Annotated in this window: 12 protein-coding genes; 8 read left to right on the top strand and 4 right to left on the bottom strand. The window is 61.9% G+C overall.

The window, feature by feature from the left end:
- The first annotated feature begins 2 nt into the window (after positions 1–2).
- Positions 3–497, top strand: a complete 495-nt coding sequence (locus RMV17_RS00560) for a GNAT family N-acetyltransferase (RefSeq protein WP_311884783.1) — start codon at positions 3–5, stop codon at positions 495–497.
- A 42-nt stretch (positions 498–539) separates the two neighbouring features.
- Here the strand turns inward: RMV17_RS00560 and RMV17_RS00565 are convergent, their stop codons facing one another.
- Both RMV17_RS00565 and RMV17_RS00570 read right to left on the bottom strand, forming a co-directional pair.
- Entirely contained in the window at positions 540–851 is a 312-nt protein-coding gene (locus RMV17_RS00565) for a hypothetical protein (RefSeq protein WP_311884785.1), read from the bottom strand.
- 53 nt (positions 852–904) lie between these two features.
- Positions 905–1,492 carry a tail fiber protein gene (locus tag RMV17_RS00570; RefSeq protein WP_311884787.1) on the bottom strand — a complete coding sequence of 196 codons (588 nt, stop codon included), beginning with the start codon at positions 1,490–1,492 and terminating at the stop codon, positions 905–907.
- A 238-nt stretch (positions 1,493–1,730) separates the two neighbouring features.
- Between RMV17_RS00570 and RMV17_RS00575 the strand changes: the two genes are divergently transcribed.
- The 7 genes from RMV17_RS00575 (at position 1,731) to RMV17_RS00605 (ending at position 15,598) form a co-directional block, all read left to right on the top strand.
- Positions 1,731–3,311 (top strand): glycosyltransferase family 39 protein, encoded by a 1,581-nt coding sequence (locus RMV17_RS00575; protein ID WP_311884789.1) that lies wholly within the window; start codon positions 1,731–1,733, stop codon positions 3,309–3,311.
- A gap of 150 nt (positions 3,312–3,461) precedes the next feature.
- Entirely contained in the window at positions 3,462–4,307 is an 846-nt protein-coding gene (locus RMV17_RS00580) for a sulfotransferase (RefSeq protein ID WP_141126862.1), read from the top strand.
- Between the two features lie 56 nt (positions 4,308–4,363).
- Entirely contained in the window at positions 4,364–11,692 is a 7,329-nt protein-coding gene (locus RMV17_RS00585) for an Ig-like domain-containing protein (RefSeq protein WP_311884794.1), read from the top strand.
- A gap of 46 nt (positions 11,693–11,738) precedes the next feature.
- Entirely contained in the window at positions 11,739–13,256 is a 1,518-nt protein-coding gene (locus tag RMV17_RS00590) for a TolC family protein (protein ID WP_186620842.1), read from the top strand.
- A complete protein-coding gene (cysC, locus tag RMV17_RS00595) occupies positions 13,240–13,845 on the top strand; it encodes an adenylyl-sulfate kinase (RefSeq protein ID WP_311884799.1) in 606 nt (201 codons plus the stop codon). Before RMV17_RS00590 ends, cysC begins: the two co-directional genes overlap by 17 nt.
- Positions 13,842–14,627, top strand: a complete 786-nt coding sequence (locus RMV17_RS00600) for an aspartyl/asparaginyl beta-hydroxylase domain-containing protein (RefSeq protein ID WP_311884801.1) — start codon at positions 13,842–13,844, stop codon at positions 14,625–14,627. Before cysC ends, RMV17_RS00600 begins: the two co-directional genes overlap by 4 nt.
- Positions 14,615–15,598: a sulfotransferase family protein gene (locus RMV17_RS00605; RefSeq protein ID WP_311887005.1), complete on the top strand. Its 984-nt coding sequence runs from the start codon at positions 14,615–14,617 to the stop codon at positions 15,596–15,598. Before RMV17_RS00600 ends, RMV17_RS00605 begins: the two co-directional genes overlap by 13 nt.
- 37 nt (positions 15,599–15,635) lie before the next feature.
- Here RMV17_RS00605 and RMV17_RS00610 read toward each other — a convergent pair whose 3' ends face one another.
- The gene (locus tag RMV17_RS00610; RefSeq protein ID WP_003220464.1) at positions 15,636–16,394 is read right to left on the bottom strand and encodes a slipin family protein; all 759 of its coding nucleotides are present in this window, start codon (positions 16,392–16,394) and stop codon (positions 15,636–15,638) included.
- A gap of 2 nt (positions 16,395–16,396) precedes the next feature.
- Positions 16,397–16,927, bottom strand: a complete 531-nt coding sequence (locus RMV17_RS00615; RefSeq protein ID WP_311884804.1) for an NfeD family protein — start codon at positions 16,925–16,927, stop codon at positions 16,397–16,399.
- Positions 16,928–16,954: the final 27 nt, after the last annotated feature.

Here is a 16,954-nt window from a genome sequence, read left to right on the forward strand (position 1 = left end):
TGATGGCGGACAGCGCAGCAGTGGCGGCAGAAGGATTGGTGGTGCGGCCTTCGCGGGCAACCGATGGGCCGTTTTTGCAAAGCCTGTATCAGACCGCGCGGCCGGACCTGCAATGGGTCGACGGCGAGCCGGAACAGGTGCAGCAACTGGTCGCCCAGCAGTTTCAGGTGCAGGAGCTGGGCATGGGCGACAACTACCCCAACGCCATGCACTACGTGGTGGAAAAGCTCGGCACGGCGATCGGAGCATTGAGTACTGATTTCGGCGCTAACGAGATTCGCGTGTTGTATCTGGCGTTCATCCCGCAGGCGCGTGGCCAGGGCTTTGGTCGCGCCGTGCTGCAAGGTGTACAGAAAGCCGCGCAACAGATTCGCTGCCCGGTGGCGACGGTGGTCTGGACCAGCAATCCCCATGCGCGACGGCATTACCTCGCGCTCGGGTTTGCGGTTGAAGAAAGCAACCCGGCGGCGGAGCGACTGGTCTGGTATCCCCGGTAATCTGCGTGCAGGAGCTGCCGAAGGCTGCTCCTTGGGTTCGGCTCAGTTGAAGGTGATGTGGAAGTAAGCCAGCTCTGGCGGCCGCCCCATCGGTGGTACCCGCGACACGAAGATGCCGTCCACTCGCCCCAGTTCAGGCAACTCCAGTGCACATAAACCATCGACGAATTCAGTCGCTTCCAGGCTGCTCAATTCGACGCTGAATGGCATGCGCTCGCTGTAACGCATTTGCGCCAGCGGTTTCTCTGCGAGTTCGCCGATATGGATTTGCAATGCGCTGCCATCGGGCAGAAGCAGGGTGCCGATCCGCCCGCGAAGGGCCTGGAAATGTTGGCTTTTAACCGATTGCAGCATGGTCTCGCTCCGGCAAAGTGGGGAACCGGGGGATGTGATCCCCCGGTGGTCGATCAGTTACGCGAAGGGAAAATGCCGTTCAGAGCGATGCTGAAGTTGAGCACCAGATACGGGTTCATGATGGGTAGCGGCAGGCCGTTGCCAGTTGGCGAGATCGTGCCGCTGATGGTGGTCGCGGCGCCTTTGAGCGGAACGGGTGACGCGCCCTGAGCATCGGAAAAGATATTCGCCAGCCCCGGCCCGGTGCCCGAAGCACCAATGTAGGCGTTGGTCGCGGTCGGCGCGCCCGCCGGATTGCTGGCCGGGTTGGCCAGTTGCACGGTGGTGGTGGCGGTAAGGCCGGCGAGGGTGTGGGTGTGATTCGGCAGGTTGTTGAGGGTGGCGGTGACTTGTTCGGCGCCGGAGATTTCTCCCATGACTCTCGGCGTCAGGCCCCCGCCATTGCCTTGGCAGATCGGCATGCGGCTCTGCAGGTTGGGCAGGCCGAAGTTGACGGTGCCGTTGCCGCCGTAGGTGGTGCCCAGCAATGCAAACAGCGCCTGGTTCTGGTTGATTGCGATGATCTGACCGTTGCACAAGGCCCAGCCGCTGGGCGCGTAGTTGAAGGCAAACGTCAGAACAGTGCCCATGTAAACGTCCATAAAGTCCTTATCCTTCTGATTGGTTGTCGGCGGGCCGCTAGTGGGATCAGGCTAATGCTATTGCCTTGGCACTCCGTGGCCTGGTCACGCCACGCCAGAGCGTAGACGCGGATTGGCAAGGTTGCCGGGTGTCGTGAAGTCGCAAATCGGCATCGACGGTTCTCCTGCGCCTGACCTAGAGTGACTGGCAGGTTCTGGCTCATACAGGCGTGGTGTCGTGGCACGGCAAGAGGAAGCAATGGCGGTCAACAGAGTGACACCGGTGGGCGACACACAGGATCCGCATGCAACACCGGGGTCGTGGTTTGCCCGCTTGCGCTTGATCCGCTGGGCCAGGGAACACTGGCTGCTGCCGATCCTGCTCTTGGCCGCCGCTGTGCGTTTTTACGATCTGACCGCTGCGGCGATTTGGGGTGATGAAGGTTCCAGCCTGCTGCTGGCGCGCTATTCGTTGGCCGATATCTGGCGCCACGCCGCATTCGATGTGCACCCGCCGCTGTACTTCATGCTGCTGCATGGCTGGATCGAACTGTTTGGCGACGGCATTTTTGCCATCCGCTGTCTCAGCGCTCTGACCGGTATCGCCGCGGTCGGAATGGGCATCTGGCTGGTGGATCGCTTGGCCACGCGCCGCGCGGCGATACTTGCCGGTCTGCTGCTGGCGCTGTTGCCGACGGCGGTGCGTTACAGCCAGGAAGTGCGCATGTATTCGCTGCTCGGCCTGCTGTTGATCGCCGCGACGCTGGCGCTGGTCTACTGGATCCGCCGGCCGCAGCGTCATCGCTATCTGGCGATTTATGCGCTGTTGATGACGGCGGCGCTCTACACACATTACTTCGCGGTGCTGGCGGCGCTCTGTCACTGGATTTATCTGACGGTGATCCGGTTTCAGCGCGGCTATCGCTTGCGACATATCCAGCGCCCGGGCTGGTGGCTGGCGAATCTGGCCATCGCTGCGCTGTACTTGCCGTGGCTACCCAACTTGCTCGATCTGACGCAGCACATGGAGCAGCTCAAGGTCGGTGGCGATGTCGGCTGGGAGGACCCGGTGACGCTGGCGTCGTTGCCGTCGATGATCTGGACATGGTTGATCCAGGATGACGGCGAACACTTGCCGTTGCTGGTGTTCGGCGCATTGCCGCTGGCGTTGCTGCTGCTGGCAGCGGTGGCGGTCATTCGTGATCGCAGCGTGTCGCGCGGCAGTGTCCTGCTGGCGTTGTACACCGGCTTACCGCTGTTGCTGGTGTTTGCGGTGTCGTTCTTCACACCGGTATTCATCGAGCGCTATCTGACCGCTTATGCCTTGGGTTTGCCGCTGCTGACAGCACTGGCCATCGACCGTTTGTACAGTCGAGTGCGGGTCTTCGCGTTAGCGGTGCTGGTGGCGTTGCTCGGCTTGGAAATGGTTGGCCTGAACAACAATGCCGCGGTCGACAGCAATGATCAGTTCGATCGCGTGGTGCACTACGTCAATCAGCATTTCCAGCCCGGTGATCGCATCGTTACCAGCGACATGCTCTGGTACTTGAGTTACGTCTACTACGATCGAACTGGCGCAAAGGTGCGGCTGTACACGCCGCCGGCTGCGGATGGCCGTTCGACGCGCCCGAACGAATATGGTTTCGGTACGCTGGTCAGCGACGATGTCTACCTCGACAGCCTTGCCGAGGTTGCTGGCAATGCCCGGATATGGCTGGTTGGCACCTTCGATGACCCGACAGAATTTGCACCGTTACCCGCCACCTGGCAGATCAGCGCGCAAGTCCATGCGGGCGGGGCGCAAGCGCGGTTGATCACGCCGCAATCTGCAGCCAATTAGGTGCGGGTCAGACTAAAACGTTTCACCTTCAAATTCGCGATTAAAAATTAACTGGTTAGTTCTTTTTGCTCTTGGCTGATATCAAAACACTACTAGTCGCAAGGTGGTTGTTGGACTACGCTTTGTCGGACAAAGGGACTTTAGATCAGGGTGAAGGGATTGCAGCAGTTCCACTTTATCTCCGGCTTGCCGCGTTCAGGCTCCACCCTGCTTTCTGCGATTCTTCTGCAGAACCCGCGCTTTCACGCCGGCATGACCAGCCCGGTCGGATCGCTGTTCTCAAGTGTCCTCGAGCAATGCAGCGCCGGCAGCGAGTACGGTGCGGTGATCGACACCGACATGCGCCGTCGCCTGTTGCGTGGTCTGTTCGACTCCTACTATGCCGACAAGGCCGACAAACCGGTGGTGTTCGACACCAACCGGCAGTGGAGCTCGCGTCTGCCGGCACTCAACGACCTGTTTCCTCACGCCAAAGTCATCGCCTGCGTGCGCAACGTCGCCTGGGTGATGGACAGTCTCGAACGGCTGTACCGCGCCAATCCCTTTGAAAACACCAAACTGTTTGGCGATGCCGTGGAGCGCAACACGGTGTACAGCCGTTGCGAAACCCTGGCGCAGCGCAATCGCCTGGTGGGTTTTGCCTGGGCGGCGCTCAAGGAAGCCTATTACGGCGAACACGCGGACTCACTGCTGATCATCGATTACGACTTGTTGACCCAGGCGCCGGAACGCGTGCTGCGGCTGGTCTATGAATTCATCGGTGAACCCTGGTTCGAGCACGATTTCGAACATCTGGCCTACGACGCGCCGGAGTTCGACCAAGGCCTTGGCCTGGCTGGCCTGCACAAGGTCAAACCCAAGGTGGCGTTGCAGTCACGGCGCACCATTTTGCCGCCCGACCTGTTCAAGCAATACGCTGATTTGTCCTTTTGGCTCGATGGCTCAGCCAGCGCCGCCAATGTCATTCGTATGAAATCCGACGCCGCGATCAGTTGATCGCGGCGTTTTTCATTGATGCCTTACGTACCTTCGTTCGAGTTCGGGTGAGCAACATGTGGTGGAGCATTTTTGGCGGTGCAAAAGTCAGGTCTCGGGCAACCGCAGGTCAGCGTTCGCTGGCCTCGCCGATGATCATGTCGCTGGAGCCGCGCATGCTGTTCGACGGCGCGGTGGCCGCCACCGTGGCCGATACCGCTGCGCAAGCCGACAGCCATGCACCCACCGCTGCCGATGCGGCCAAGGCGCCGGCAGCCGATCATCCCGTAGCGAGCAAAGACACCCACGGCCAGGCTGATGCCACGCCGGCGGCCAGCCCGGTCGCGGTGCCCGGCCAGAGTGTGGTGTTCGTCGACTCACGGGTGAAGGATGCCGACAGTCTGCTGCAAGGCATTGCTCCCGGCACGCAAGTGGTGAAACTCGACGCCAGCAAGGATGGTTTGCAACAGATCGCCGACTTCCTTGATCAGCATCACGGCGTCAGCTCGGTGCAGATCATTGCCCACGGCAATGCCGGTGATTTGTGGCTGGGCAACAGTTATCTCTCGGCAGACAACGTCGCCCAGCGCAGCGCGGTCCTCGCGGAAATCGGCAAGGACATGAACGCTGGCGGCGACATCCTGATTTACGGCTGCTACACCGCTGAAGGTGATCGTGGCTTGATTTTTGTCGACTCGCTGGCGCAACTGACCGGGCGTGACGTGGCTGCTTCGAACAATCGCACCGGTGTCGGCGGCGACTGGGATCTGGAGATCGCCACCGGCACCATCGAAAGCGCCAACGTGCTCTCGAGCAAAGCCATGAGCGAGTACCAGTGGGGCCTCGCCACCTGGACGGCGACCAACAACCTCAACTCGGGTGTCGGCTCGTTGCGCGCGGCGCTGGCTTCGGCGCAGAACGGCGATATCGTCACGTTCAGTTCGGGCATGACCGTTCAGCTCACTTCGGAGCTGCTGATCAACAAGAACATCACCGTCGATGGCGACCTGAACAACGATGGCGTGGCCGACGTGACCCTCGATGGCCAGTACAAAACCCGCGTGGTGGAAGTCACCTCCGGCAGCACCGTGACCCTCGACGGCTTGGTGATCACCAAAGGTCTGGTCGCCGGCAACGGTGGTAATGGCGGCTCGGCGGCGGTGGGCGCCATGGGCGGCGGCATTTTCAACGCCGGCATTCTTACCCTGAACAACGTCACCGTGACCGCGAACGCCGCTTCCGGCGGTGGTGGTGGCGGGGGTGTGACCGGCGGTTATGTCGGCGGTGGCGGTGGCGGCGGTGCGGGTATCGGTGGCCAGACCGGTGGCCATGGCGGTACCTCCGGCCCGGGCACCGGCACTTATGCCGGGGGCGCAGGCAGTGCCAATGCTGGCGGTTATGGCGGCGGTTACAGCCCGACCGACATGGGCGGCCGTGGTGGCACCAGCACCGGTGGCGTGGGTGGCAACGGTGGCAGCGCCGGTGCCGGTTACAGTCATGGCGGCAATGGTGGTTCGGCGAGCAACGGCACGCTGTCGATTGGCGGCGGCGGCGGTGGTTCCGGCTGGGACAAAGTCGGCGGCGTCGGCGGTAATGCGGCCGGCGGTATCTATAACGCTGCGAGCGGCACCCTGAAAGTCATCGGCACCTCGGTCATCAGCAATAACATTGCTGCCGGCGGCGGCGGTGGTGGTGGCGGCGGGGTCGGCAGCAACGGTGCCGATGGCGGTGCCGGCGGTCGCGGCGTCGGGGCGATCTGGAACAACGGCGGTGTGGTGCTGATCACCGCGAGCAACTTCGCCGCGATCAGCGGCAACGGCGCCGCCAGCGGTGGCGGTGGTCTTTCCAACGGTGGTTCGACCGGCACGACGCCGAGCGCACTGGTGGGGATCTACAACAACGGCGGCACCCTCAATACTGCTTACGTGGAACCGCCGACCGCCACCATCGTGGTCGCCGACACCGCGCTGAAAATCGGCGAAACCTCGCTGGTGACCATCACCTTCAGCCGCGCCGTCAACGGTTTTACCAACGCTGACCTGACCATTGCCAACGGCACGCTGAACAATGTGTCCAGCGCCGACGGCGGTATCACGTGGACGGCGACGTTTACGCCGACCAACAACATCACTGACACCACCAACCTCATCACCCTCGATAACACCGGGGTGACGGCGGTGTCCGACAGCGTGGCAGGCGTCGGCACTACCAACTCCAACAATTACGTCATCGATACTCAGCGACCGACCGCAACCATCGTGATGGCAGACACTGCCCTGAAAATCGGCGACACCTCGCTGGTGACCATCACGTTCAGCGAGGCAGTGAGCGGTTTCACCAACGCCGACCTGACCATTGCCAACGGTACGCTGACCAACGTCAGCAGCGTCGACGGCGGCATCACCTGGACGGCGACGTTCACCCCGACCGCGAGCATTACCGATGCCACCAACCTGATTACCCTGGACAACACCGGGGTGGCGGATCTGGCCGGCAACGCCGGCAGCGGCACCACCGATTCAGCCAATTACGCGATCGACACCGTGCGTCCGACCGCCACGATTGTGGTTGCCGACAACGCGCTGAATCTCGGCGAGACGTCGTTGGTGACCATCACCTTCAGCGAAGCGGTGAGCGGCTTCACCGCCGCCGACCTGACGGTGGCCAACGGCACCTTGACCGGACTGAGCAGCAGCGACGGCATCACCTGGACGGCAACCTTTACGCCGAACAGCAGCACCACCGACGCGACCAACCTGATCACCCTGAACAACACCGGGGTTACGGATCTGGCCGGCAACACCGGTACCGGCACTACCGATTCCAACAACTATGCGATCGATACGCTACGGCCGACGGCAACCATCGTGGTCGCCGACACTGCGCTGAAAATCGGTGAAACCTCGCTGGTGACCATCACCTTCAGCGAGGCGGTGAGCGGCTTCACCAACGCAGACCTGAGCATTGCCAACGGCACGTTGAGCGCTGTCAGCAGCGCGGATGGCGGCATCACCTGGACGGCGACGTTCACGCCGACCAGCAGCATCACTGACGCCACCAACCTGATCACCCTGAATAACACCGGGGTCGCCGATCTGGCGGGCAACACCGGCGTCGGTACCACTGATTCCAACAATTACGCGGTCGACACCGTGCGGCCGACCGCCACCGTGGTGTTCGCGCAAAACACTTTGAAAATTGGCGATACCTCGCTGGTGACCATCACCTTCAGTGAAGCGGTGAGCGGTTTCACCAACGCCGATCTGACCATCGCCAACGGCACCCTGACGGCGGTCAGCAGCGCGGATGGCGGGATTACCTGGACGGCGACGTTTACGCCGAGCGCGAACATCACCGATGCCACCAATCTGGTGACACTGGACAACACCGGCGTCGCCGACCTGGCCGGCAACGCTGGCAGCGGCACCACCGATTCGAACAATTACAGCATTGACACCCAGCGGCCGACCGCAACCATCGTCATGGCCGATCCTGCCCTGAGCGCCGGCGAAACCTCGCTGGTGACCATCACCTTCAGCGAAGCGATCAGCGGTTTCACCAACGCCGACCTGACCGTCCCCAACGGCACGCTGACGGCGGTCAGTACTGCGGACGGCGGCATTACCTGGACGGCGACGTTCACGCCGACCGTGGCGATCAACGACAGCACCAACGTCATCACCCTGGCCAACGCCGGGATCGCTGACCTGGCCGGGAACGCCGGCACGGGCACGACCAACTCCGGCAACTTCACCATCAACACGGTGGCGCCAACCGCCACCATCGTCGTCGCGGACAACAGCCTGACCATCGGCGAAACGTCGCTGGTGACCATCACCTTCAGCGAAGCCGTGAGCGGTTTCAACAACGCCGACCTGACAATTGCCAACGGCACGCTCAGCGCAGTGAGCAGCAGCGACGGCGGCATTACCTGGACGGCGACCTTCACGCCGACCAGCAACATCACCGACGCCTCCAACCTGATCAGCCTCGACAACAGCGGCGTGCAAAACGCCTCCGGCAACGCCGGTAACGGCACCACCGACTCAAACAATTACGCCATTGATACCCAACGCCCGACCGCGACCATTGCACTCGCTGACTCGGCATTGAGCATCGGCCAGACCACCACCGTGACCATCACTTTCAGCGAGGCGGTGAGCGGTTTGACTCTGGCCGATCTGACCGTGGCCAACGGCACGCTCTCCGGATTGAGCACGTCGGACAACATCACCTACACGGCGACGTTTACGCCGTCGGCGGGCATCACCGACACCAGCAACATCATCACCCTGGACAACACCGGCATCACTGACGTGGCGGGCAACTCCGGCAGCGGCACCACCGACTCGGGCAACTACGTGATCGACAACCAGCGCCCGACTGCAACCATCGTGATCGCCGACCCGACTCTGAGCGCCGGTGAAACCTCGTTGGTGACGATCACCTTCTCCGAGGCCGTGACGGGGTTCACCAACGCAGATCTGACCATTCCCAACGGCACAATGACCGCTGTCAGCAGCAGCGACGGCGGCATCACCTGGACAGCGACGTTCACGCCGACCGTCGGGGTCAACGACACCAGCAACATCATCACCCTTGCCAACACCGGTATCGCTGACCTGGCCGGGAACGCTGGCACGGGCACGACCAACTCCGGCAACTTCACCATCAACACCGTGGCGCCAACCGCGACCATCGTCGTCGCGGACAACAGCCTGACCATCGGCGAAACGTCGCTGGTGACCATCACCTTCAGCGAAGCCGTGAGCGGTTTCAACAACGCCGACCTGACGATTGCCAACGGTACGCTGACGGCGGTGAGCAGCAGCGACGGCGGTATCACCTGGACGGCGACCTTCACGCCGACCAGCAACATCACCGACGCCTCCAACCTGATCAGCCTCGACAACAGCGGCGTGCAAAACGCCTCCGGCAACGCCGGTAACGGCACCACCGACTCAAACAATTACGCCATTGATACCCAACGCCCGACCGCGACCATTGCACTCGCTGACTCGGCATTGAGCATCGGCCAGACCACCACCGTGACCATCACTTTCAGCGAGGCGGTGAGCGGTTTGACTCTGGCCGATCTGACCGTGGCCAACGGCACGCTCTCCGGATTGAGCACGTCGGACAACATCACCTACACGGCGACGTTTACGCCGTCGGCGGGCATCACCGACACCAGCAACATCATCACCCTGGACAACACCGGCATCACTGACGTGGCGGGCAACTCCGGCAGCGGCACCACCGACTCGGGCAACTACGTGATCGATAGCCAGCGCCCGACCGCCACGATTGTCATCAGTGACACCGATCTGCGTCCCGGCGAAACCGCCCTCGTCACAATCACTTTCAGCGAGGCGGTCACGGGCTTCGACAATTCCGACCTGAGCGTTGCCAACGGCACGCTGAGCAACGTCTCGTCGAGCGACGGCGGCATCACCTGGACCGCCACGTTTACCCCGACCATTGGCCTCAGCGATGCCACTAACCTGATCGTGCTGAACAACTCAGGCATCAGCGATCTGGCCGGCAATGCGGGCATCGGCATCACCAACTCGGCCAACTACGCGGTGCAGACCGAAGTGCCGACCGCGACCATTGTCGTCGCGGATACCGCGCTCAAGGCCGGCGAAACCTCGGCGGTGACCATCACCTTCAACGAGGCGGTCAGCGGTTTCACCAACGCGGATCTGACCATCGCCAACGGCACCCTGAGCAATGTGGCCTCCAGCGACGGTGGCATTACCTGGACCGCTACGCTGACGCCGACCGCCAACATCACCGACACCAGCAACCTGATCACCCTCGACAACAGTGGCGTAACCAACGCTTCTGGCAACGGTGGCGTCGGCACCACCGATTCGAACAATTTCGCCATCGACACGGCGTTGCCGACCGCAACCATTGTGGTCGTCGACAATCGCCTGGGCATCGGTGAAACCACCACGGTCACTATCACTTTCAGTGAAGCAGTCAGCGGTTTTGACCTGTCGGACATCAGCGTTGCCAACGGCACACTGGCGAACCTGACCAGCAGCGACGGCGGCATCACCTGGACCGCCACGCTGACGCCGACGGCGAACGTCAATGACACCACCAACCTGATCATCGTCGACACCGCCGGTGTGCAGGACCTGGCCGGCAACCTTGGCGCCAGCATCGCCATCTCTAACAACTACGCGCTGGATGCGACCCGGCCAACGGTGGACATCGTGGTCGCCAATTCGCACTTGGGCATCGGCCAGACCACCACGGTGACCTTCACTTTCAGCGAGGCGGTGAGCAATTTCGACTTGTCTGATCTGAGCGTGACCAACGGTGATCTGAGCAACCTCAGCAGCAGCGATGGCGGCAAGACCTGGACGGCGACGTTCACGCCGACCGCAAATATTACCGACCCAAGCAACTTCATTGCGCTGGACACCAGCAACGTCACGGATCTGGCCGGTAACGTCGGCAGCACGGTGGCGGTGTCGAACAACTATGCGCTGGACAGCGAACGGCCAACGGCGACGGTGGTGATTGCCAATCCGAATCTCGGTCTCGGCCAGACCTCACAGGTGATCATCACCTTCAATGAGGCGGTCAGCGGTTTTGATCTGGCGGACATCAATGTTGGCAATGGCACCTTGTCCAACCTGAGCAGCAGCGACGGCGGCAAAACCTGGACCGCGACCCTGACGCCGAATGCCAACGTCAACAGCGCCAGCAATGCCATCAGCGTCAACAGCGCCGGGGTCAGTGATCTGTCCGGCAACAGTGGCAGCGGCATCAGCAGCTCGAACAATTACGCGATCAACACTGTGCCGCCAGTCGTTCCACCAACGCCGCCCACTACGCCAACCAGTGTGGTTATTCCCGATCCACTGATTCGCAGCAGCGACCCGGTGGTGCCTCCACCGCCACCAAGCTTGCCGCTGCAACCGATCATCTTCACCGCGCCGACCGGCGACCTCGGCTCCCCGCTGACCTTCGCGCCGCTGTTCGAGCAACGGGTGATCGGCAATGGCATCCGTCCGCTGGGCGATATTTTCATCAATCACGGTGCCCTCAGCCGCAGTTACATCGCGCAAGTGTTCAGCAGCAGCGACAGCGGCGGTGATGGATCCGGTCACGGCTTCCTCGGTTTTGGCGGGGGTGACGGCGGCGTGTTCGGCAGCAGCACACTGGCGGGCCTGTTCAATCAGGACAGTGCCGCCGAGCGCGATTCATTGAACGCGTTCGGCAGTCAGTCACTCAAGGCGGGGGATGTTTCGCAAGGCCTGCGTGGCGTATTTGGCGCGCCGACGCTGGGCCAGCAACTGCAACAACTCAAAGACAACGAACAGCACCGGGTCGACAACCTGGCGGCAGCACTGCAACAGGTCGGCATCAGCGAAATATCGGCCTGAACCAACCATTACTCAACACTGTGCGGGACCTAGGGGCGATCCAGGGATGAAGAGAAGTCAGAAGTTGTTCGGCGCCAGCCTGCTGGCGCTGGCGATCAGCGGATGTGCAGTGACCAGTGAACCGATTGAGCGCAGCGTCAGTGAACAGCGTGCCAAAAGCGATCTGCAAGGCATGTACAAGGATCAGGAACCGCTGCGCGGCCCGTTGACCCTGCACCAGGCCATGGCCCGCGCCGTGAAGTACAACCTCGAAGGCCGCTTGAAGATCATGGAGGAAGCGCTGGCCAAGCGGCAGCTCGACCTCGCCAGTTTCGACATGCTGCCGCGCATGGCGCTGGACGCCGGCTACGTCGGGCGCAACAACGTCAACGCCTCCAGCAGCCAGAGCGTACGCACCGGCACCCAGTCTCTGGAACCGTCGACTTCGCAGGATCGTGACCGCGAAGTCGCCGACCTGACCATGGTCTGGAACGTCCTCGACTTCGGCGTCAGCTATATCAGCGCCAAACAGCAGGGTGACCAACGCCTGATCGTCCAGGAACGGCGCCGCAAGGTGATCAACACCATCGTTCAGGACGTGCGCTCGGCCTATTGGCGGGCGATGGCCGCCGAACGTCTGCTCAAGCAGATCGACAGCCTGATGGCGCGAGTGCAGACCGCCCGCGACAACAGCCAGACCCTGAGCGACCAACGCATTGGCGATCCGGTGCAATCGCTCGGTTACCAGCGCTCGTTGATCGAAGCCACCCGGCAACTGGAAGAACAGCGCCGTGCCTTGTCGCTGGCGAAAACCGAACTGGCGACGCTGATCAACTTGCCGCTGGGCACCCCTTTAACCTTGGCCACCGATGACGGTTATCAGATTCCTGAGCTCAAGGTCGATCTGGCCAAACTCGAACAGGAAGCCCTGACCAGTCGCCCGGAACTGCGTGAACAGGATTACCAGACGCGCATCAGCGCCGCCGAAACCCGCAAGGCCATGTTGCGCTTGCTGCCAGGCCTTGAGTTTTCTGCTGGCGGCCACTACGACAGCAACTCCTTCCTTGTCGAGCAGGGCTGGGCCGACTATGGCGTGAAAGTCACCTGGAACCTGTTCAACGTGATCTCCGCTCCGGCGGCGATCAACGTCGCCAAGGCCGGCGAAGAAGTGGCCACTGCGCGGCGACAAGCAATGTCGATCGCGGTGCTCGCGCAGCTCTATGTGGCCAACGCCAACTATCAAGAAGCCATGCGTCAGTTCAAGACCAATCAACAACTGTCGGACATCGACGGGCAAATCGTCGGTCAATTGCGCAACCGTCATCAGGCGGCCGGGATCGGTGAGCTGGAACTGATTCAAGGCGAGCTGAACAACCTGCAAGCGGACCTGCGCCGCGATCTGTCGTACGCCGATCTGCGCAATGCCTACGGCCAGATCTTCGCCAGTGCCGGCCTCGATCCGCTGCCGGATCAGGTGCAGTCGACCGAAGTGCAGTCGATCGCCACCGCGCTGGCCAACCGCGAGTCGGCGTGGGCGTCGGGGGATATTTCGGTGCCGGTGGTGGCGCATGCCCCAGCGCAGTGATGTGCTGGCGCCCAGCGCCAGCATCAGCCGCACGCAACGCGAGGCCCGCAATGGTCATCGGGGTGCGGCGATCCTCCTGACCGGTTTGCCGGCGGCAGGCAAATCGACATTGGCGCAAGCGCTGCAGGCCACGCTGTTCGGGGATGGTTGGCAAAGTGTGGTGCTCGATGGCGACAGTTTGCGTACCGGACTCAACCGGGATTTGGGCTTCAGCGATGCCGATCGCCAGGAAAACATTCGCCGCGCCAGCGAACTCGCGGCGCTGCTGGTGGACAACGGGCAAATCGTGATTCTGGCGATGATTGCGCCGTTGGCCGAGCTGCGTGAGGTGTTTGCGCAACGCTTGCGGGACGACTATCGCGAAGTCTGGTGCAACGCGTCACTGGCGGTGTGCGAGCAGCGTGATCCGAAAGGGCATTACGCCCGCGCCCGACGCGGCGACTTGCCCGGGTTTACCGGCGTTTCCGCGCCCTACGAGCCGCCGGCGCAACCGTCATTGGTGCTCGACACCGGCGCGCAAACGGTGGAAGCCTGCCTTGATCGATTGCTGACTTGGCTCGGCGAGTGCGCGGTGTTGCCCAGGACATGAGCCGGCCGGCGTTCTCGCGTTTGCCGGTGACGGTGGATTTGCCGCTGTTGCTGCAAGCGCTGGCGGCGATTGCCGACGACGCCTGGCGCAGTCACTTCAACACCGAGTATTTCTCGGGTGACTGGAGTGGCGTCGCGCTGATTTCGGCAGCCGATGCGTTGACCGAACTGTCGCCCGGTCGCGGTGAGCCGTTGCTACGCGAACCGTGGTTGCGTGATGAGCGCTGGCGCCACGGCTTGCGCAATCTGTCGCTGAATATCGTCAGCGCTCGACTGCTGCGCCTGGGTCCTGGCGCGCGCGTTCACGAACATCGCGATTACGATCTGAATGGCCCGGACGCCGATCGCCGTTTGCACATTCCGTTGCTCAGTCCGCCCAATGTCGACTTCTGGCTCGACGGCCAACGCGTGCCGATGGCCGCAGGGGAATGCTGGTTTCTCGATCTCGCCCGTCCGCACCGAGTGGATAACCGCGATACTTCTGCGCGTATTCATCTGGTTATCGATTGCAAACCCGATGCCTGGCTTGAGCAGATGATCGTCGAAGGATTGCCCGACACACCAGCGCCGGGTTTGGCCGATACCGACTTGCAGCGCTTTCAAAGGCTGGTGACTGAGGATGACTCGCTGTCACTGGCCTTGCGCACGCTGCATGACCCTGAGGTGTTTATCGCCCGAACGCTGGAACTCGCGGCGGAACGCGGCTTGGTATTTTCTCGCGAAGAACTGCGTACCGCGATGCGCAATGGTCGGCGGCAATGGAACGAACAATGGTGCGGTTGAGTTTCGACGGTTGGCTGCCCATTCGTGTCTGGCCGGTCGACGGGCAGTGGCGGGTGGATTGGTGCTGGTTCGGTGAGGCACCGCTGCATCAGCCGTTTTTCCGTGAGGCGGTGGACGATGCACTGCGGCTGCCCTTCAATCAGGCGTTTCGACGGCAGACGCCGCTGTCGGCGCTGACCGAATGGCAAGCGCAAAGCCCCGGCCTCGCACCAAGCGCTTTTATTCTGCACGCCTCGCGCTGTGGCTCGACGTTGATCAGTCAGATGCTCGCGCAGCTTGACGATCACATCGTGGTGTCGGAACCGCCACCGCTGGACGCACTGTTGCGCAACGAATTGCCTGCCATCGAACGCCGGGCGGTGATCACTGGATTGCTCTCGGCTTATGGTCAGCGCCGGCGCGGTATTGAACAGCGTTTAGTGGTCAAACTCGATGCCTGGAACATCGGTGAATGGCCGCTGTTGCAGACCTGTTTCCCGGACACGCCGTGGCTGTTTCTCTATCGTGACCCGCTGGAAATTGCTGTTTCCCATCTGCGCCGTCCGGGTATGCACATGGTGCCGGGAATGCTCGGTGATTGCGTGTTGGAGGATGGTTTGCCGTTTGAAGGGCGTGAAGATTTTATCGCGCGGCGTTTGGGGCGGTTGTTGGAGGCGGGGTTGCTGCATTGTCGGGATTCGGCCGGTTTGGCGGTGAATTACAGCGAGTTGCCCGATGCGATGGCTGGGCGCTTGGCGCGATTCTTTCGATTGAATGATGTGCAGACTCAGCAGGTGTTTGCCGCTGCCGCGCAGCATGCGAAACAGCCTTCGCAAGTGTTTTTTGCCGATGGTGAAGACAAACGCCGCGAGGCTTCGGCGCTGTTGCAGGAACGTGTGCGCACTTTTGCGCTAGCACCATTTGAAGCCCTGGAAGAATTGCGCGGCATTCAAAAGATCGCAGCCTGCGGCAGGTCCTACATTGAAATGTGATCCCCTGTAGGAGCTGCAGGCTGCGATCTTTTGCTCTTCATGACTTGCCGGACAAATCCGCCATGCCCTTGAGCAACTCAATCGGCAACGGAAAGACAATCGTCGAACTCTTGTCGCCGGCAATCGAACTCAAGGTCTGCATATAACGCAACTGCATCGCCCCGGGCTGACGACCGAGCATCTCGGCAGCCTGCATCAGTTTCTCCGAGGCCTGCAATTCGCCTTCGGCGTGGATGACTTTTGCCCGCCGTTCGCGCTCGGCTTCCGCCTGTTTGGCGATGGCGCGGACCATCGATTCGTTGAGATCGACATGCTTGATCTCGACGTTGGCGACCTTGATCCCCCAGGCGTCGGTCTGCGCATCGAGCACCTGCTGAATGTCGATATTCAACTGTTCGCGTTCGGCCAGCAGTTCATCCAGTTCGTGCTTGCCGAGCACCGCGCGCAAGGTGGTCTGGGCCAGTTGGCTGGTGGCCGAGAGAAAATCCTCGACCTGAATGATCGCTTTCTGTGGGTCGAGCACGCGGAAATACAGCACGGCGTTGACCTTCACCGACACGTTGTCGCGGGTGATCACGTCCTGCGGCGGCACATCGAGGACGACCGTGCGCAGGTCGACCCGGACCATTTGCTGAACCACCGGAATCAGCAGAATCAAGCCGGGACCTTTGACTTGCCAGAAGCGGCCAAGCTGAAACACCACGCCGCGCTCGTACTCCCGCAGGATGCGAAACGTCGAACCGGCCAAGGCAATGACCAGCAACAGCAGCGCAACAAAACCGATTTGCAGACCCATGATCACTCTCCGAGCGGCGCCGCGTCAGTCGCGGCCACTTGCAGCAACAATCCCTTGCGCCCCACCACGCGCACCGATTGCCCGGTTTGCAGCGGGGTGGCGCTGAGCACTTGCCAGCGTTCACCTTGCAGTTGCACCCAGCCGTTGCGGGCATCGCCCGGTTGCACCGCGGTGATCGCGGTCACGCTGCCGAGCAGGCCGGCGTCGCCACTGACGGCGTGGCGCGGCCGGGTTTTCAGGGCGCGGATCAGCAGTCCGAGCAACAGTAGCGCGCTGATCAAACCGAGGCCGATCATCAACGGCACCGGCAGTTCGGCGTTGCTGAGGATCAGCGCGCCGATGACGAACATGATGATCCCGCCCAACCCGATTACGCCGTAATTGGGCAGCGCGGCTTCGGCGATCAAAAAGACGATACCCAACGTAATCAGCCACAAACCGGCCGGACTCATCGGCGGCAACGGGGTGTCAGCGGCGAGGGCTGAGCCGCTGATCAGCAGGAGCAAGGCAAGCGCACAACATCGGCTGTTCACGTGACCCTCCGCGAGCGTCATGGGCTG

The organism is Pseudomonas sp. VD-NE ins (genome assembly GCF_031882575.1).
Taxonomy (GTDB): Bacteria; Pseudomonadota; Gammaproteobacteria; order Pseudomonadales; family Pseudomonadaceae; genus Aquipseudomonas; species Aquipseudomonas fluorescens_BZ.